We start from the raw sequence: 19,651 nt of genomic DNA on the forward strand, positions 1-19,651 counted from the left end.
TATCATGATATACATAGGAGCACTTATATCCATTCAATTCATTGCCCTGACTGCCTACTGGCTGTTCAAGAAGTATCACGCGCAGGCGGTGTTGCTTTTCAGCGGTTTGGCGATGTTGACTTTGGCTTTATTGCTGGGGTTCGATATTCCCGAACTGAAGAATGCCACTGGACTGAAAGAATTTGACTTGTTCAAAGTGATACAGGAGATTTTCAGCGAGAAGGGTGCGGGCGTGGGATTGATGATTATGACCATCGGAGGATTCGTGGCGTACATGAAGCATATCAAGGCAAGCGATGCCCTGGTATATGTTTCCATGCAACCGCTGTCCATCTTCCGGAAGTACCCCTATCTCGCCGCATCACTGGTGATACCGATCGGGCAATTGCTGTTTATCTGTACCCCCTCGGCAACAGGATTGGGACTACTGCTGGTAGCTTCCATTTACCCGGTTCTCGTGAGCCTGGGTGTCAGCAAACTGTCTGCCGTATCGGTCATCTCGGCGTGCACCGTATTCGACATGGGACCTGCCTCGGCAAATACCGCCCGGGCTTCGGAACTCGTGGGGATGAATAACGTGATGTACTTTATCGAGCACCAGATGCCGCTGACGATCCCCATGACAATACTGCTTATGGTGGTATATTATTTCAGCAACCGCTATTACGACAAGAAAGACGCTTTGCACAAGCAACAGGAAGAATCCAAGCAGGAAGATTTCAAAGTGGACGTACCCTTGATTTACGCCATTCTTCCGGTATTGCCGTTAATCCTCCTGATCGTATTCTCGAAATACATCCAATTGTTCAATTTCTCGGTAGAACTTGACACGACGACAGCGATGTTCATGTCATTCTTCATCGCGATCATTTTCGAATTGATACGCCAGAGAAATCTCAAGAATGTATTTGCTTCCATCAAAACCTTCTGGGACGGGATGGGCAAAGTATTTGCCAGCGTGATCACGTTGATCGTGGCTGCCGAAGTCTTCTCCAGAGGACTAATCAGCCTCGGCTTTATCGATTCGCTGGTGATGTTCTCGCAACACATCGGCTTCTCGGGTGCAGGGATAGCCATCCTGATGACATTGCTTATCTTCGCGGCGTCCATGCTGATGGGAAGCGGGAACGCATCGTTCTTTTCGTTCGGACCGCTGGTACCCTCCATCGCGACCAAAGTGGGATTGGACGGGGTAAACATGATATTACCGATGCAACTTGCTTCCAGCATGGGACGGGCGGCATCACCTATCGCCGGGGTTATCATTGCCATATCGGAAATCGCCGGGGTATCGTCCTTCGACCTTGCCCGCCGGAACCTGATTCCGTTATCGGTCACGATGATAGCCATGCTGGCATATCACTTCTTTATCGGTTAAAGTATGAATATTACAATAATAAGAAACGCGAATATATATGCCCCGGAAAAACTGGGGATGAAAGATCTTCTCGTGTGTAACGGGAAAATACTCATAGTGGATGAGAAGATCGAGTTGACGAGTGTAAAGCACTCGGAGATCGATGCCGGGGGCATGATCGTGACCCCCGGTTTCATCGATCAACATATGCACATTATCGGCGCAGGCGGCAAAAGCGGTTATTTTTCCATTACCCCGGAAGTACAACCGAGCGAACTGATCCGCTGTGGCACGACCACGGTGGTCGGGTTGTTGGGAACCGACGGGATCACGAAAGAATTGACCACGCTGTACGCCAAATGCAAATCACTGGAACAATACGGCATCGGGGCATATATGCTCACGAGTTATTTCGCCGTACCCCCGAAAACGATTATGAAGAGCGTGACCGAGGATATGTTATTTATCGACAAGATCATCGGTTGCAAGGTTGCCATCAGTGACGAACGTTGCTCCTTCCCGGGCAAGGAAGACCTGTTGCACCTCATCAACCAGGTACACTTGGGCGGTCTGACTTCCGGTAAAGGCGGAGTTTTACACATCCACCTCGGGGCGTTGCCTTCCCGGATGCAACTCTTGTTGGAAATCGCACGGGAATATCCTACCCTCATCAAACATATCTCCCCTACCCACGTGGGCAGAACGGCTGCCTTATTCGAGGAAGCCATCAAGTTTGCCATCCTGGGAGGCATGATCGACATCACGACGGGAGGAACGAAATACGACGAACCTTACAAGATTTTGTTATACGGGTTGGAAAAAGGAGTACCTATCGACCGGATGACATTCAGCAGCGACGGTAATGCCGGCATGAGCAAGAAAGACCCGGCGACGGGAGAACTCGTGTTCTACAAAGCCCCGTTACACCTGAACCTGCAACAAGTACAAAAACTGGTAAAGGAGGGCGGGCTACCGTTGGAAGACGCCCTGCGTCCCGTGACAACGAATCCGGCTAAGAACATGACCTTACGCACGAAAGGACGTATCGCCCCGGACTGCGATGCCGATTTCTGCTTATTCGACGACGAACTGAACCTGCAAAGCGTGATCGTGGGTGGTGTGGAATGGATGCGCCGGGGACAGTTGGTAAAGGTGGGAAATTTTGAAACACTTTAACTTGAAACGAAAAGATGAAAAAATATAAGTTCATATTTATGCTGTTCATGCTGGGGTTATGTTTTCCGGTTCTCTCCCAAGAGGTAGAAACGGACGACGATGACTCGGAAGCCGTAACGGCAGATTCCGATGCAGCTAAAATCATCGTGAATAAATACCGCCTGGGTGACGGGATCACTTTCTCCGCACCGGACGGCGGGTACAATATCAACCTGCGGGGATTTATCCAGACCACGTTTGAAACCCGGAAATACGAGGGGGACGATCAATTCTATTCCCGTTTCCGCATGAGGCGGTTACGCCTTCGCCTGTCAGGTGATGCCTGGGGCGGTAAAATAGGTTACCGTTTACAGACCGACTTCGCGCAAGCCAACGGCGGCGACGGCGAATTGAGCGGAATGTTGCTGGATGCTTTTATTTCCTATAAACCCGTGAAAGGATTGACCTTGACTTTCGGTCAGAAATCAACCCCGACCGACAACCGGGAACTGGGCATGACCTCAAACACGTTACAGTTAGTAGATCGCAGTAAACTATCTTCCTATTTCGGTTCTATCCGGGAAGTGGGTATTTTCGTGGACGGTTCCTTCCGTGTAGGACACACGGGATACATACGCCCCTCGGTCACCATCACGGACGGGGACGGCAGTGCCACCTTTACCCGCCGCCACGGGGGATTCAAATACGGTGCCCGTGTCAACTATCTGCCCTTCGGGTTATTCCGTGCTTACGGGGAAAGCCGGGGCGGGGATATGGCAAGGGAAGTCACCCCGAAACTCTCTATCGGTACGGCTTTCAGTTACAATGTCGGGATCAGTGACCGGAGGGGACGGGAAAGCGGTTCCATCCTCTACCTGAACGACGAGAACAAGGAAGCATTGCCGGATTACATCAAATTCGTGGCAGACTTCCACTTCAAATACATGGGATTCTCCGTGCTGGGGGAATACGTGAAAACCTGGGCACACGTGCCAAGTGAAATCACGCAGCGGGTCAGAAACGACGGGACGACCTCGACAGACTTCAGCGGCGACATGAAAAAATACGTAAAGGCTCGTATGATGCTGGGTTCCGGGTACAATATCCAAGCCGGATATATGTTCCCCAACCGCCTCTCCATCGATGCCCGTTACACGCATTTCGACCCGGCAAAAGATTCGTTCCTGCATAACGAACTTTATTTCAACCGGAATAACTTTTATGAAATCGGCGTCGGCAAATACCTGACGAAATCATACGCCGTGAAGGTACAAGCCTCCGTCGTATTCGTGGATGCCGAACCGGGCAGTAAAAACGTGAACAGCGTGGTGACCGAGGGGAACGAAACCCTTTTCCAAGCCATGATTCAATTCTCATTCTAATAACCGCAAAAGATGAATACGATGATAAGATATTTATTGACATTATTGATTCTCGTGCAAGTCGGCTCGCTTTGGGCACAACAGCCTGCCAAGGTTGCCAAAAAGTATTTCCCTGACCCCGAGATGGATATTCAGACGCCGTGGTTCCAGAAAGGAAGAAAGTTCACGACTTACAACGAGATGATGGCATACATCCGCCAGCTCGTGAGCCAACACCCCGACAAAGCAACTTTGAATTTTATCGGCAAGACACAAGAGGGCAAAGAGATTCCTGCCGTAACGATAGCCGGTAAGACCAGAAACACGAAAATGAGAGTACTGTTTCTCGGACGGGTACACGGCGACGAACCGGGTAGTACCGAGAGTATGCTCTACACGATGGAACGCCTGTTGAACGACCCGGACTTGGCTTACTTGTTGCAACGCCTGGAAATCACGATTATCCCGATGGTTAACATCGACGGGGGCAATCGTCTGGAACGGGCTACCGCCAACACGTTAGACCTGAACCGGGATCAAAGCAAACTCGAAACACCGGAAGCCGTGGTTCTACGGACATTCTACAACAATTACAGTCCGCAAGTCGTGATCGATTTCCACGAGTTCCAGCCCCTGCGTGCCGACTACACGCTAATCAGCACGGATAACATCACCAATTCGTTCGACGCCATGTTCCTGTACACGGGTAACCTGAATGTACCGCAAGAATTGCGTGACCTTACCGCCAAGAAATTTGTAGGAAATGCCCGCGAGGCACTTGACCACAACGGACTGCGCCACCACGATTATTTCACCACCTCGAAGAAATTCGGCGAAGTGATCTTCAACGTGGGCGGTATCAATCCCCGTTCAACAGCAAACGCCTTCTCCCTAGGCAATTCTGTTGCCATATTAATGGAATTGCGAGGAGTCAAAATCGGTAAGACGTCCTTGAAACGCAGAGTGTACACCGCCTTCACGCTGGCAGAGTCTTACTTGAAAACGGCATACGACAACTTCGACGAGGTGATGAGCACCACAGCACAGGCAGCCCGCACGAAAAATGACATCGTGGTTACCAGCAAAGCCAAGACCGTGGACGACTATGTACTTCCGTTTATCAGCATGAACACGAACAAAATCGTGGAACTGGAAGTAAATGCCAACTTGTCGTTGGAATCCACTCCTACCCTCACCCGGAAACGTCCGGCAGCTTATTATATTTCGTCTTCACACCCGGAGATTGCCAATAAACTCAAACAACTGGGAGTAACGGTAGAAACGTTGACCGCCCCCGTTACCGTCGAAGTGGAAGCCTACACGGTAGACTCGCACAAGGCAGAATACACGCTATTCGAGAAATTTTACCCCGTGAAGGTGAAAACAAGTGTTACCGCCAAACAAGTAACCTTCCCTGTCGGCTCGTTCGTGGTTCCCATGAACCAGAAGAACGGCAACGTGGCAGCCTCGGTTCTCGAACCGGAAGCCCCGAACGGTTTTATCAACTATCGGGTTTACGAAACAAAGCAAGGAGAGGAATTACCGGTCTACCGGAAAATGAACAGTGAAAAATAAGGGAATAACAGCAATATGAAAACATTATTTATAACTATCATAACGTTATTATCAGTGACCGCAGCAGTTGCACAGGATAATAAGAACACAGCCAAATTTGAATTGGGCAAAGGATTGGACATCAATTTGAATAACGGCGAGTACAATTTTAACCTGAACGGGTTTATTCAGGTCTACGGGGCTTACCGCAATGAAAAAGACGGCGAGGACGAATCGGTCTTCGGCGTGAAGAATGCCTTCTTCGGGTTCAAGGGAGGTGCTTTGTACAACAAGTTTACCTTTATGTTGGAATTGAATTTCGCGGATTCCAACCCGCTGATGGATGCCTGGGCGGCTTACAATTTGAAGGACTATCTGACGATCAGCGCCGGACAGAAACAAACCTTCACGAACAACCGGGAGATGATGATGCACGAGAAGGGATTGAGCATGGCAGAACGAAGCATCGTGAGCCAATATTTTTCAGGCACGGGACGTGAACTCGGGCTTTTCTTCGAGAGCAGGTTCCATATCGGGAAAGTAGGTCTGAAACCTTCTATCGCGATCACCACGGGCGACGGCAGAAACTCGTTCGGTTCCAGCTCTATCGACGTGGACATGGGCGGTTTAAAATACGGGGGACGTTTAGATGTACTCCCCTTGGGTGAATTCAAATCGGGCAACGACGCCGTGGGTGCAGACTTCGCACGGGAAGCAACCCCGAAACTGTTGATCGGGGGAGCCATGAGCTACAATGACGGGGCAAGCAACAGTGTAGGAGAAGGACACGGGGATTTTATCCTCTACGACAAGGACGGGAACACGCAACTCCCGGCACTCCGCAAGATCGCTGCCGATTTGTTATTCAAATGGCAAGGTTTGAGCGTGATGGCTGAATACGTGAATACTTCGGGAACCGACCTGAAAGGCATTTATACCAAATCGACAGGTGATCTTCCTCTCCAACCGGAAGAGATAGCCAATTACCTAAGCATCGGCAACGGGTACAACGTGCAAGTGGGTTACATTCTGAAAAACGGTTGGGCTTTCGATGCGCGTTATAGCAAAGTAAAACCGGAATTCAAGGAAACCGCAAAATCCGTGTTCCTTGAAACCGACGAATACGCCGTGAGCGTTGCCAAATATTTCATTGACAACCGCCTGATGTGCCAAGGTTCTTTCACTTACCTGAAAAACCCGAACCTGAAGAAGGCAAACGAGAAATTGAGCGCGGAGCTGTCATTACAAATCATATTTTAATCTGAAACAAGACGTGCCATGAATTTAAAAATATCCATATTACTTCTACTTTTCGGTTTCACCCTCGCCAGTTGCGAGTGGAAAAGCGATGAGGACGATCCCGTACTGAATCAATTGGGTACGGGACACGGGATAGTGACTTACACGGGGTACACCCCGTTAAAGGACAAGCCGATAGACATTCACTTCTATATCCCGGAAGGGGACATCAAGAAAATGCCCATCGTGTTTATCCTGCCGGGCACAACCCGAAATGCCAATGACTATCTGGCAGCCTGGATGAAACATTTTGACGACCGGAAAGTGATTGCACTGGCGTTGGAATTTCCTTCCGCTTACTATTCCACAAGTGAATATATCGAGGGAAATATGTTCAAGAATAACAAAGCCCTTCCGGAAGAACAATGGTCTTACTCCGTGATCGAGGCTATTTTCGACTACGTGAAAGAAGAAACCGACAACCAGTCCACGCTGTACAGTATGTTCGGTCACTCTGCCGGGGCACAATTCGTGCATCGCTTTGTCACCTTCAAACAAAACACGCGTCTGGACAAAGCCATCGCAGCAAATTCCGGCTGGTACACCGTGCCCGACACGCAAATTGAATACCCCTACGGGTTGAAGAATTCCGGTTTTTCGGACAAGCCAACCCTGACACATTTGTTCAGTTCCAACCTGATCGTGGCTCTAGGGGATAAGGATACCGACCCGAACGACAGTTCCCTGCGTCACACCCCGGAAGCTGACGCACAAGGATTATATCGTTATGCCCGAGGTGAATATTATTACATCCAAAGCCAACAAACCAGTCAAACCAATTCGATGATTTTCAACTGGAAAAAAGTAATCGTGAAAGGTGTGGCACACGATTTCGAGGCAATGATGGTGGAAACAGCAGACTATTTGAGTCTGTAAAATTTATAAATTTGTAAGGTTCACAAGTTCTTATAGCACAGTGAAACACCCCAAAAAACAACCGTTACTTTATTAACTTCACGAACCTTACAAATTTTATAAACTTATTGCTATTTTATAATTCACAAGCAAATGCTATATTTGCAGTGAATGAAAAACACCAGGCAACATACCATATCTTACCTATACTCACGGTATTCCATACCCGTGGTTTTCATGTTTATACTCCTATTGGGCGTTTCCCCGGCGGGCAGGCTATCCGCACAAACGGACAATAGCAACACTGAAAAAAACGATACGATACCTCCCGACAAGAACCGGTATATTTATTTGAAGAAACGGTTACAACTTGATTTCGACATTACCTTGCAACCGCAGCAACAAACTTATTTCGGACCACTGTTGCAAATCAATTCAAACGAGAACGAGTATTACAACCTGTTTCTGGATTACCGGAAAGGGGAATTGCAACAATTGATAGTATATTCCCGACAAAATTTAAGAAAGTTGACGATCCCCCCTTCTGCCTTAAATCCGGGACAAGCGGGATTAAAAGTAAAACTCACCTTGTTCCAACAGCAAAAAGAATTTACGATTCAAATCGGTGATACACTATACACGATCAGCAACCTCGGGTTTGATCCCAAGGCGGGATACAAATTCGCCTTCGTTGCCGATAAAGAGAAAGTGCTCGCCCCAGATGGCAAACCGGCATTACAGATCAGTAATATCCACTTTATAGAAACCACGAACACGCAACTTTCCAAGACGTTCTGGTATTGGTTTATTTTTATCCTTATCGTGGATTTACTCGTGTTCGGCGGTGTACAATTGCGTAAAAAACTCCTGCGCCGCAAACAATCAGCCTCCGCTTCACAACTGGAAAGCGAGATCACGATCACCAATAACGAATCTTCGGTTTATGTGCCACAGACCGTAAATGCCATTTACCTGTTCGGAGGCTTTCACATCTACGACACCGTGGGGAATAATATCACGAAGAAATTCACGCCTTTACTGAAAGAGCTTTTCCTGTTATTGTTGGTACATACCCCGGAAAAAGGCATTACTTCCGAACGGTTGAAAGAATTGTTATGGTTCGACAAGACCGAACAAAGTGCCAAGAACAACCGGGCGGTGAATATCGGCAAATTACGTAGCCTGTTGGATACCCTCGGCGAAAACGAGGTCAGCAACAAGACCGGAAGCTGGATTCTCAACCTTAACCTGGAACAAATCTACGTGGATTATTACGATTATCTCTCGCTGGCAGCAAAAGGCAAGCTAACTACCCGGGAAGACATTCTGAAATTATTGCAGCTATCCAAACAAGGCAGCTTCCTGTATGACACGGATTACGAGTGGTTAGACCGTTACAAATCGACCGTATCGGATTACATTATCGATACTCTGGCAAGCTACACGGAAACCTCCGTGAACATCCAGACAGAACCCGATCTGGCATTACAGATTGCCGACTCCATTTCCCTTTGCGACCAACTCAACGAGTACGCCCTCCAACTACGGGTAAACGCATACGGCGCTCTCGGGAAACACTCCCTCGCCAAAAAAAGCTACGAGAAGTTCACGAAAGAATATTTCAACGCTTACGGGGAAAAATTTTCCAAATCGTTTACCGACATCCGCTAAGGAACTTTATACCTATTCCCGGAGTAATCCCAAAGTAATACTACCTCACGGCACTTTCAAAACCGTTACAAGGCACTTATATCACCGTTGGCAGAGAGCGATGTAAGTGTCCTGTTTCCGGCTTAAAACTGTCAAAAGGTAGTATTACTTTGGGATTACCTTGGGATCTCGATAAGAAAAGTCATTTTTCAAGCATTTAGCTTGCGGCTTTTTATTGGTTTAGACAAAAAATATTACTACTTTCGCACCAATTTACATGACAAAAAAATGCGTAGTTACGATTATATTATTGTCGGAAGTGGTTTAGCGGGTCTTTACACCGCCTATCGTGCGTCAGCCTACGGAAAAGTAGCCTTACTGACTAAATCCAATATCAGGGAGAGTAACTCTTATTTCGCCCAGGGTGGAATAGCCGCGGTTACCGGGGAAGATGATGCGCCATCGTTTCACTTTCAAGATACAATCACGGCAGGAAGAGGTTTGTGCGACTATCCTGCCGTTCATGTTTTAGTTAACGAAGGTCCCGTACGCATACAAGAGTTGATTAACGACGGTATGCACTTCGACACGGAGAACGGGGAACTAGCCCTCGGTCTGGAAGGAGGACACCACCAAAAGCGGATATTACACGCCGGAGGGGATGCCACCGGAAGGATGATTACTAATTTCGTGATCGACAAAGTGGAACATTGCCCCTCGGTAGAAGTTTTCGACAATCATGCCGTCATTGCCCTGTTGCAAGACGAGTACGGGTGTTACGGCGTCAGATGCTGGGATTTCAACGAGAACCGGGAAGAGATATTCACGGGACACAACGTGTTCCTTACCTCCGGGGGAACTTCCGCTATATACAAGCGCACGACAAATCCCCACACGACGATCGGCGACGGACTGGCACTCACGTTCGAGGCTGGATGCGAAATCGTGGATATGGAATTTATCCAATTCCATCCCTCTGCGATCTACACCCCCACGGGAGAGGCTTACCTGGTGAGCGAAGCGGTACGAGGTGAAGGCGCCCACCTGTTGAACCAACAGGGCGAACGCTTTATGCTGGGGAAACATGAATTAGCAGAACTGGCTCCGCGAGATATCGTGGCTCAGTCCATCTTCCGCCAGATGAAAGAAAACAACCAGGATTACGTGTATCTATCCTTGAAACACCTCGATCCGGCAAAAATAAAGAAACGTTTCCCGAATATATTCGAGAAATGTGCAGAATTGGGTATCGACATGACTGACCGCATACCCGTCGCTCCTGCCGCCCACTACACCGTGGGAGGTGTCAAGACCGATCTGAACGGACGGACGAACATCCCTCACCTTTACGTGTGCGGAGAACTCGCCTCTTCCGGGATTATGGGCGCTAATAGACTGGCATCCAACTCCCTCATCGAATGCCTCGTGTTCGGCAAACGGGCGGTGGAAGATTCCATCCGAAACAGGCGGGAAGCTTCAATTCCGGAGATCACGCCCCAATTCCGGTTAGATGCCCGTAAACTTGATGCTTACCTGAATCTCAAAACAGAAGTCGCCGACATCATGACCATGGAAGCCGGGATTATCCGTACAGAGCAAGGTTTGCAAGAAGGTCTGAATCGTTTGGAGAAACTGAAAGCAAAAGAGAATTTTGAAGAAAACGAATATTACTCGCTGGTCAGCAAAAACCTGCTCACCGTGGCAGAACTGATTATTCGCTCTGCCCTATTCCGCAAGGAGAGCCGAGGCGGACACTTCCGTTCCGACTACCCGAACACGGAAGATGTTTTTGTATGCCACATCATCCAGCAAAAGGAAAAGGAGATCAGGACAATACCGGTGGACAATTGAAAATGAATTAATTTACGATTAATCTAAAATCAATAAATCTAAAATACATGTACGACTCGCTAATTGAAAGACTAATCGACCTCGCCATTGAAGAGGATATTGCAACGGGAGATATTACTACCAACGCGATCATCCCGGTACAGGCAAAAGCAGTTGCCGAAATGAAGGCAAAAGCAGACGGTGTTATTTCCGGATTGGAAATCGCTAAACGAGTATTCGAGAAATTTGAAAAAGACATCGTGTGGACTCCCTTGGTTGCAGACGGTACCGCCGTGAAAAAAGGCGATATTATCCTACGCGTAGAGGCAAGCTATCGTACATTGTTATTGGGCGAACGGTTATCCTTGAATATCCTGCAACGGATGTCGGGTATTGCCACGGAAACCGCCCGTTACATGAAAGAATTGGCAGGAACACGTACTCGTCTTCTGGATACTCGCAAAACTGCACCGGGATTAAGAGTTCTGGATAAAATGGCTGTACATCACGGGGGCGGTTCCAACCACCGGATGGGGTTGTACGACATGATTATGTTGAAAGACAACCATATCAAGATTGCCGGGGGAATACCGAATGCCGTGAAAGAAGTACGAGCCAATCTTCCGCTCAGCATCAAACTGGAAGTGGAAACGACCACGCTGGAGGAAGTACAACAAGCTCTGGATGCCGGAGCCGATATTATCATGCTCGACAACATGAGTAACGAAACTATGGCAGAAGCCGTGAAACTTATCGCGGGCAGAGCCAAAACCGAAGCATCGGGCAACATGAGCATTCCCCGCCTGAAAGGCGTTGCCGCCACCGGAGTGGACTATATCAGCGTGGGAGCCTTGACACACTCGGTGACCGCGATGGATATCAGTATGAATATCAAAATGAACTAAAAGATAAAATCTTTAAATCTAAAATTAATACATTATCTTTGGGGTTTTGAAAATACAAGGTTATGACACAGACGGAAATTGTTGATAGGATACAACAACTAAAGAAAGAAAAGAACGCTATTATTCTGGCGCATTATTATACTCGCCCGGAGGTGCAGGACGTTGCCGATTACTTGGGTGATTCTTTGGGATTATCCCGTATGGCGGGAGAAACGGACGCTGACATTATCGTCTTTTGCGGGGTGCATTTTATGGCGGAAACCGCCTCAATCATTTCCCCGAACAAAAAGGTGCTGATCCCGGCAGAGGGAGCCGGTTGTTCCCTGGCGGAAGGCGTCAGCGGATACGATTTGCGGGAATGGAAGAAAGCGAATCCGGACGGTCTTATCGTCAGCTACGTGAACACGACTGCCGAGGTGAAAGCATATACGGATTATTGTTGTACCTCGTCCAATGCCTTGAAAGTAGTACAAAGCCTGCCGAAAGATAAAAAAATCCTTTTCGTTCCGGACAAGAATCTCGGGGCGTATATACAAAAAGTGACCGGACGAGAAATGGAAATCTGGAACGGCAACTGCTGTGTGCATGAACGGATTGACGCTCAAATGGTACTGGATAAACTGGAACAATACCCGGATGCCGATGTTTTGATACACCCGGAATCCAGTTGCTCGCACGATGACCGTATTCTGAACCACCCGAGAGCATTCATGTATTCCACGGCGGGAATCATCAAACACGCCAAGGAATCACCGAAACAACAATTTATCATTGCTACCGAACTGGAAACCATCCATAAGTTGCAAGCGGATAACCCCACGAAAGAGTTTATCCCCATCCATCCCACCACGATCTGCGGGCAGATGAAAAAAGTAACTCTTGAAAAAGTCCTCGACGCCCTTGAGAAAGAGCAATACGAAGTTCACCTTCCCGAGGATTTAAGACAAAAGGCATGGTTACCGATTCAAAGAATGCTCGAGATCAATTGAAAATGGAGAATTGAAAAAGAAAAAGCGAGGACTCGTGAGTGGAAATCTAAAATCAAAAATCATTAAATCTAAAATCAAAATATGAACGTATCACTGAACTGGTTGAAAGACTATCTGAAAATAGACCAAAGCACTGAAGAGATTTGCAAAATACTGACAAGTATCGGACTTGAAGTTGGCGGTTACGAGGAGTTTGAGGCAGTGAAAGGAGGATTGAAAGGATTGGTTATAGGTAAGGTTTTGACCTGTGAAGCACATCCCGACTCAGACCACTTGCACGTGACGACCGTAGACTTGGGAACGGGAGAGCCGGAACAGATCGTGTGCGGCGCACCGAATGTTGCTGCCGGACAAAAAGTAGTGGTAGCTACTGTCGGTACAACCCTTTACAAAGGTGATGAGGAGTTCGTGATAAAGAAATCAAAAATCAGAGGAGTAGCCTCCAACGGGATGATCTGCGCGGAGGATGAGATCGGTATCGGCGAGTCACATGACGGAATCATGGTATTGCCGGAAGATACTGTCGTCGGAATGCCTGCCGCCGATTATTTCAAAGTTTACCGGGATACCATTATCGAGGTAGATATTACCCCGAACCGGATCGACGGGGCTTCTCATCTTGGTGTGGCTAGAGATTTGGCAGCTTACCTGCAACAGACACAAGATATACATTACACGCTTCCTTCCGTGGAAGGATTCAAACCGGACAGCACGGATGCCAAAATATCCGTACGCTTGGAAAGACCGGAAGCCTGCCGCCGATATGCAGGCATTTGCATTGAAGGCGTTCAAGTAAAACCCTCCCCGAAATGGCTGCAAAACCGCATGAAAGCTATCGGACTGCACCCGATCAGCAATATCGTGGACGTGACAAACTATATTCTATTCGGGTTGGGACAACCTTTACACGCTTTTGACAAAGACAAGGTGAAAGGAAACGAAGTTATCGTCAAGAGTGTTGCCAAAGGAACGAAATTCACCACGCTGGACGGCGTGGAAAGAGAATTGCACGAGGACGACCTGATGATCTGCAATAGCGAGGCTCCCATGTGTATTGCCGGAGTATTCGGCGGATTGGAAAGCGGCATTTCGGAAACCACAACGAACGTATTCCTGGAAAGTGCTTGCTTCGACCCGGTATTTGTTCGTAAAACAGCCCGCCGCCACGGATTGAGCACCGATGCGTCTTTCCGTTACGAACGGGGAACAGACCCGAATATCGTGATTTATGCCTTAAAATTGGCAGCAATGATGATTAAAGAAGTGGCAGGGGGAAAGATCACCTCCGACACAATCGATATTTACCCGGAACCCGTGCAGGATTTCGAGGTTGCCGTGAAGTTCGATCATATCGACCGGCTTATCGGCAAGAAAATCGACCACTCCGCCATCAAGAATATCCTTCGTTCTCTAGAGATGAAGATCATGAAAGAAGACGAAGAGGGTATGTTATTACACGTTCCCCCCTACCGCGTGGACGTGAAACGGGAAGCGGACGTGATCGAAGACATCCTTCGCATTTACGGGTTCAATAACGTGGAAGTACCCAACAGCGTGAAGTCCACGTTAAGTTATAGCGAAAAACCGGATGATTACCAATTGAAAAACATCATCTCCGATTTGCTTGCCGCCAACGGATTCAGCGAAGTGATGAATAACTCGCTGACGAAAGCCAGTTATTTCGAGGAACTCAACTCGTTCGACCCGACCAAGACAGTCATGTTGTTCAACCCGCTTAGCGCGGACTTAGGTGCTATGCGCCAATCCCTGCTGTTCAGCGGTCTGGAAAACATCGCTTACAATATCAACCGGAAAAATCATAACCTGAAATTGTTCGAGTTCGGGAAAGCGTACACCTTCCACAAAAAAGAAGGTACCGACGACCCACAAAAACAATACAAAGAAGAAAATATGCTCTCTCTTTTCATCACGGGAAGCAAAAATGTTACTACCTGGAATGCAAAAGAAGTAAAGACGGATTTCTTCTATCTGAAAGCATATTGCGAAATGATTCTGAACAGGCTCGGACTTCAACCCGACAACCTGAAAATAGAAACAAGCGATAAAGACATATTCCGGGAAGGACTAACTTACAAGATGGGAGATAAACACATCGTTTCCATGGGTATCGTGAGCAAAGCTCCCTTGAAGAGAACCGATGTAAACCAGGAAGTTTACTACGCTGAATTCTCGTGGGAGAATATATTGAAGGCGATTAAAAATCAAACCGTCACCTTCGTTCCGCTATCCAAATTCCCTTCCGTGAAACGTGACCTTGCCCTCCTGTTGGATAAGAAAGTAACGTTCAAGGAAATCAAAGAAACAGCTTTCCGCACGGAGAAATCCTTGCTGAAATCCGTCACGCTATTTGACGTTTACGAGGGAGAAAAACTAGGTGCGGATAAAAAATCCTACGCCGTAAGTTTCACCCTGCTTGACGAGGAAAAGACGCTCACCGACAAACAGATCGACAAGATCATGAACAAATTGATGGGCGCCTATAAACACCTTTTCAATGCAGAAATCAGATAGTTACAAGTTAGCAGGTTACAAGTTACAGGTCAATGCCTCTAACTTGTAACCAGCAACTCCCTATCATTTTCAATTTTCAATTCTCAATTTTCAATTGTTATGCGTTCCCTTCTCCCCTCTTTCATCCTGATTATCCTGTATTTTATTGCCGAAGAGTTTTTCGGCGCAAAGATTGGTTTGATTGCCGTTATCGTGCTGGGTATCGGAGAATTCACCTACTCGTGGATAAAAGAAAAAAGGGTGAATAAAATGACTCTCGCTAATACCCTGTTCTTCATCGCACTTGGGGTGATTACCGTGTTGTTGGAAGGGACATCTTTTGAAAGGATACAACAAACCATCGTGGAAGCCGCCATGTGTGTGCTGTTAGGTATTTTCGCCTTCACGAAAGCCGACATGACGAAGACGCTGCCCGAAGCCTACCGGAAGACCATGCAAATCACAGCAGAACACCAACAAGCCATGCGTAGAATGCTGAAGTTGTTATTCTATCTGCTCGTAATCCACACGGCTGTTGCTTTCGCGTCTGCCTTCCTGTGTAACGATGAAGTACACGCTTTTATTGAAGGACCGTTATTATACATTTTGATTGCCTTGTTCTTCCTCACCTTCTTTGTCAAAAACCGGTTACTTGCCAAAGCGGCACGTGACGATGAATGGGTACCCGTGGTCAACGAGAAAGGGGAAGTGGTAGGAAAAGCTACCCGCCGTAGCGTACACTCCGGCTCCATGTTGCTCCACCCGGTAGTCCATCTCCATATCATGAATAAGCAAGGAGATATTTACCTGCAAAAACGAAGCATGAAAAAAGACCTCCTGCCGGGGAAGTGGGATACGGCTGTCGGGGGACACGTCGGTTTCGGCGAGAAAATAGAGGATGCTTTAAAAAGGGAAACACAAGAAGAATTGGGTATCACCAAATTTAAAGCCCGTTTTCTCGGTTCTTACGTGTGGGAAAGTTCACGGGAACGGGAACTCGTGTTCTCCTTCCTTTGCACGGCACACGACGCCATTGACATCCACAACGAGGAAGTCGACGAGGGACGCTTTTGGAGTCGCAAAGAGATTGAAGCCCCTGCCAATGCTTCCATTTTTACACCCAACTTTTTGCATGAGTATCAACGACTATTGAAGAAATAGTCTTATTCAAAATCGAGGATAATGTTCTGCTACAAACATTATCCTCGATCTATAAAGGAAAATTGTGCTAATCTACCTTCGTGAATTTGAAAGAGAGCGTAAATTTGCCCTTCATCGGATAATTCTTGTCAAAGTTCACGTCACCCGAATAAAAAGGATCGCTATAATAGGCATAAGTTTCTTGCAGGAAATCGGTAGGAATATACTGTACAATCCTCAGTTCAAGAATATCCCCATCCCCGAGTATTCGAAAATCGACCTCCGCCGGGGAATAATTCTGATTTGTTGGGGAGAAACTTAAATTCACTTTACTGAAATTCGTACGCAACACGGAACGAAGTAATTTCCATTCTCTCATCTCATCCGGCAAATAAATCTGTTCATTCACGATCTCTCCGACAGTAATTTCCGCTCCATCACAAAGATAGTTTTTCAGATCCCCAGTCAACTGTCCCGTCCGGATAAAGTTCTTTCCTCCGGAAGTTTCAAATACCAGAATATCGGAAGACGAGTTCTCCGGCAGATGTTTAACCCCTTCCGTATCCCCTGCTATTGTCGCCGTGCTTTTCACGTATTCCATACTGGAAAACTCTTCAAACTTCCAGGAACCGACCAGATCTTCAAATCCGATAGGACCGTTTATAGTAACATACGCCCGGTTGTTCGTGGTCGAAATCATAAAATTATCCGTTTCCACTAACCGCAGGACAATCTTATCCTTCCCTTCTTCTTTTTTCAGGAATTTCAGTTTCACCCGTGCCATATAATCATCCTTCTGGTACAAGAACTGTTGTGTTCCTCCCTCAATTTCAAAATGAGTACCCAACACGGCTGTCGAAGCCGGATCGATCTCAAAAGGAATCGTAATATCATAGGGAGGAGTGGTGTACTCTTTACTCCCGATGTCCAATCGGGCGGCAACTTCCATCTCCCGATACAAATTGTATTCCGTGGGAAAAAAAGAAGTTGTAAAAGCACTCTTCTTTTCTATCGGAATCACGGTTTGCTTGTATACTCCGAACTCGTAGCCTTCTACTCTATTCAAGACTAAACAAATTTCTCGTCCTTCGACCATATTGTTGAGCGGAGTTATCACGACTACCGCAGTATCCAACCCTGCCTTTACAATAAACTCATGGGCGGAAATGGCATAATCCTCACCTTCTTCACCCGTCCCGGTTACATCAAAAGTCACGGTAAGATCTTCCGTTGCCGGTTCGGACAAACGGACTTCAACGTTCAATGCCTCCATGGCAGGCAACACGTAATAAGCTCTTCTGAAAGAAATATCCGGTACTTTCGCATCGTCATCCGAACAACCAATAAATCCGACAAAAGACACAATGAGCATCCAAATAACTAATATTTTTCGCATGACTCTTTCTTTTATTTATAAATTACTATTATTCAGAAGCTCTTTCAGCGAGAGCCTCGTCAAAAGCTTTCTGTTCGGCATCAAGAATATCTTGTTCCTCGTAAGTCAACCTGGGAGTAGGAATCACAATTTCACTATCTATAATTTCCTCGATACGAGGAGTTAACTCCTTGCTATTGTCACAACTCGATAAGCCTAGTAACAAAAAACAACACCATAAAATGTATTTCATAATTCTTATTTTTAGACTATTCATAACCTTCATTCTGTACTAAATTCGGGTTGACCCGTAAATCCTGCTTCCACAAGGGGAAGGTATACAAGTATTTCTTTGTTTCATACTTAATACCTTTATACCCAACCCAAAACTCGGGACGCCCGTTACGCTTCAATTCAAACCAACGATCGTATTCCATGTAAAGTTCCTTCCGGCGTTCGTTCAATATAGACGCCATCAACGGGGTCAAGTTTTTTCCCTCCGCATCGACCTTGATCATAGCCGACGGATCAACAGGAGGCAACGTATTCATTGCCAACGGAACGTAATCTTTAATCCTTTTCTCCCGCAATTTATTCAAATATAATAAAGCATTTTCCTCGTCGGACAAATGGGCATATCCCTCTGCCAACATCAAACACATCTCCGCCCCGCGAATACACATATTCAGACGTTTTTTGTTCAAAAATGTCTTGTCGAAAGAAATCGCGTAACGTATATCCCGCTCCTTTTCTTTGAATAAGCCGGCAAATTCAAGGCTCACCGGACGCCTGCGGGTATCCGTGGCATATCGGGTATTGAATGCCGTACTAATCATACCTTGCCCGTAAGAAACAACGATCATATTACCCGGTTTCGTTTCAAAGGGAGGTTTAGACTGTATCATGGCTTCGTATGCCTCACCCTCTATTAACGGGTACTTTTCCAACAACTCTTTGGCAACGGCTATCGTTTTTTCCCAATTCTGAATCCAGAAATAAGTCCTCGCCAGATAGGCTTTCGCCACATCAATGGTCAAGATATACTCGTCATCTGTAAGGTTCAACGCTATCGCCTTCTCCAAATTGTCAATAATGAAATCCGCTGTAACCTGAATATTTCCCCTTCCGGGCTTCGCTTCCATATCAAAATGATCCACGATGGGAATTCCCATGATTTCGTTTGCCCGTTGTTTATCGTACGGTTCGCATAACTCCCGCATCATATTATAATACAAGATTCCCCGCAAGGTATAAGCCACAGCTGTGATTTTCTTGCCTAGTTCCGACTCCTTATCCTCCATATTGTCCAGCACGATATTCACATCCTTCACCACTTGGAATAGATTATTAAACCGGTATATCGCCGAAGCAATATATGAACCCACGTAGGTCGGTGTATAGGAACTCGTCGTTTTCATCAGACTAGCATTCAGGTTATCTGAAAAACATTCAAAACGCAGTACGTCATTGAAATTCCCAAGTATTTTATCCGAGGTCGCCGTCTCGATATTATTCAGATGCGTGTAGATCAGCGTGGCATAGTCCTCCGTGGTTTCCGGCAACACCTGCCCGTATGTTTTTACTTCCAAGTAATCGTCACAAGAGGTACAATACCCGGAAACAAACAATAAAATGTAATATATATACCTTTTCATAGTCCTCCATTTTTA

At 46.8% G+C, this 19,651-nt stretch carries 15 protein-coding genes and 1 pseudogene; 13 read left to right on the top strand and 3 right to left on the bottom strand.

What is annotated here, in order from left to right:
- Positions 1-4: 4 nt before the first annotated feature.
- The 13 genes and pseudogenes from dcuC to A3CY_RS23250 all read left to right on the top strand — a co-directional run bounded on the left by dcuC (position 5) and on the right by A3CY_RS23250 (position 16,627).
- Entirely contained in the window at positions 5-1,378 is a 1,374-nt protein-coding gene (dcuC, locus tag A3CY_RS0104380) for a C4-dicarboxylate transporter DcuC (RefSeq protein ID WP_018336689.1), read from the top strand.
- 3 nt (positions 1,379-1,381) lie between these two features.
- On the top strand, positions 1,382-2,533 hold the full coding sequence (iadA, locus tag A3CY_RS0104385) for a beta-aspartyl-peptidase (protein ID WP_018336690.1): 1,152 nt from the start codon (positions 1,382-1,384) through the stop codon (positions 2,531-2,533).
- A gap of 14 nt (positions 2,534-2,547) precedes the next feature.
- The gene (locus A3CY_RS0104390; RefSeq protein ID WP_018336691.1) at positions 2,548-3,894 is read left to right on the top strand and encodes a porin; all 1,347 of its coding nucleotides are present in this window, start codon (positions 2,548-2,550) and stop codon (positions 3,892-3,894) included.
- 21 nt (positions 3,895-3,915) lie between these two features.
- Positions 3,916-5,448 carry a M14 family metallopeptidase gene (locus A3CY_RS0104395; protein ID WP_018336692.1) on the top strand — a complete coding sequence of 511 codons (1,533 nt, stop codon included), beginning with the start codon at positions 3,916-3,918 and terminating at the stop codon, positions 5,446-5,448.
- 15 nt (positions 5,449-5,463) lie between these two features.
- Positions 5,464-6,687, top strand: coding sequence for a porin family protein (locus A3CY_RS0104400; protein ID WP_026207296.1), 1,224 nt, complete (start codon positions 5,464-5,466; stop codon positions 6,685-6,687).
- 18 nt (positions 6,688-6,705) lie between these two features.
- Complete coding sequence (locus A3CY_RS20220) at positions 6,706-7,602, top strand: hypothetical protein (RefSeq protein ID WP_018336694.1); 897 nt, start codon at positions 6,706-6,708, stop codon at positions 7,600-7,602.
- 216 nt (positions 7,603-7,818) lie between these two features.
- Entirely contained in the window at positions 7,819-9,252 is a 1,434-nt protein-coding gene (locus A3CY_RS0104410) for a hypothetical protein (RefSeq protein WP_155828178.1), read from the top strand.
- A gap of 267 nt (positions 9,253-9,519) precedes the next feature.
- A complete protein-coding gene (gene nadB / locus A3CY_RS0104415) occupies positions 9,520-11,082 on the top strand; it encodes an L-aspartate oxidase (protein ID WP_040371457.1) in 1,563 nt (520 codons plus the stop codon).
- Positions 11,083-11,129: 47 nt separating this feature from the next.
- Positions 11,130-11,966 (top strand): carboxylating nicotinate-nucleotide diphosphorylase, encoded by an 837-nt coding sequence (nadC, locus tag A3CY_RS0104420; RefSeq protein WP_018336697.1) that lies wholly within the window; start codon positions 11,130-11,132, stop codon positions 11,964-11,966.
- A gap of 62 nt (positions 11,967-12,028) precedes the next feature.
- On the top strand, positions 12,029-12,955 hold the full coding sequence (nadA, locus tag A3CY_RS0104425; protein ID WP_018336698.1) for a quinolinate synthase NadA: 927 nt from the start codon (positions 12,029-12,031) through the stop codon (positions 12,953-12,955).
- Between the two features lie 81 nt (positions 12,956-13,036).
- Entirely contained in the window at positions 13,037-15,487 is a 2,451-nt protein-coding gene (gene pheT, locus A3CY_RS0104430) for a phenylalanine--tRNA ligase subunit beta (RefSeq protein WP_018336699.1), read from the top strand.
- A 99-nt stretch (positions 15,488-15,586) separates the two neighbouring features.
- Positions 15,587-16,087: pseudogene (locus A3CY_RS23245) on the top strand (septation protein IspZ); the annotation flags it as partial.
- Positions 16,082-16,627 (top strand): NUDIX hydrolase, encoded by a 546-nt coding sequence (locus A3CY_RS23250; protein WP_051082702.1) that lies wholly within the window; start codon positions 16,082-16,084, stop codon positions 16,625-16,627. The pseudogene A3CY_RS23245 and the gene A3CY_RS23250, both read left to right, overlap by 6 nt.
- 67 nt (positions 16,628-16,694) lie before the next feature.
- Here A3CY_RS23250 and A3CY_RS0104440 read toward each other — a convergent pair whose 3' ends face one another.
- The 3 genes from A3CY_RS0104440 to A3CY_RS0104450 are packed head-to-tail and all read right to left on the bottom strand — an operon-like array spanning position 16,695 to position 19,636.
- Positions 16,695-18,002 (bottom strand): hypothetical protein, encoded by a 1,308-nt coding sequence (locus tag A3CY_RS0104440; protein WP_155828179.1) that lies wholly within the window; start codon positions 18,000-18,002, stop codon positions 16,695-16,697.
- Between the two features lie 28 nt (positions 18,003-18,030).
- A complete protein-coding gene (locus A3CY_RS0104445; protein WP_040371260.1) occupies positions 18,031-18,234 on the bottom strand; it encodes a hypothetical protein in 204 nt (67 codons plus the stop codon).
- Positions 18,235-18,250: 16 nt separating this feature from the next.
- A complete protein-coding gene (locus tag A3CY_RS0104450) occupies positions 18,251-19,636 on the bottom strand; it encodes a RagB/SusD family nutrient uptake outer membrane protein (RefSeq protein WP_018336703.1) in 1,386 nt (461 codons plus the stop codon).
- Between the last annotated feature and the right edge of the window lie 15 nt (positions 19,637-19,651).

Origin of the sequence: Butyricimonas synergistica DSM 23225, from assembly GCF_000379665.1 — a bacterium.
Classification (GTDB): Bacteria; Bacteroidota; Bacteroidia; order Bacteroidales; family Marinifilaceae; genus Butyricimonas; species Butyricimonas synergistica.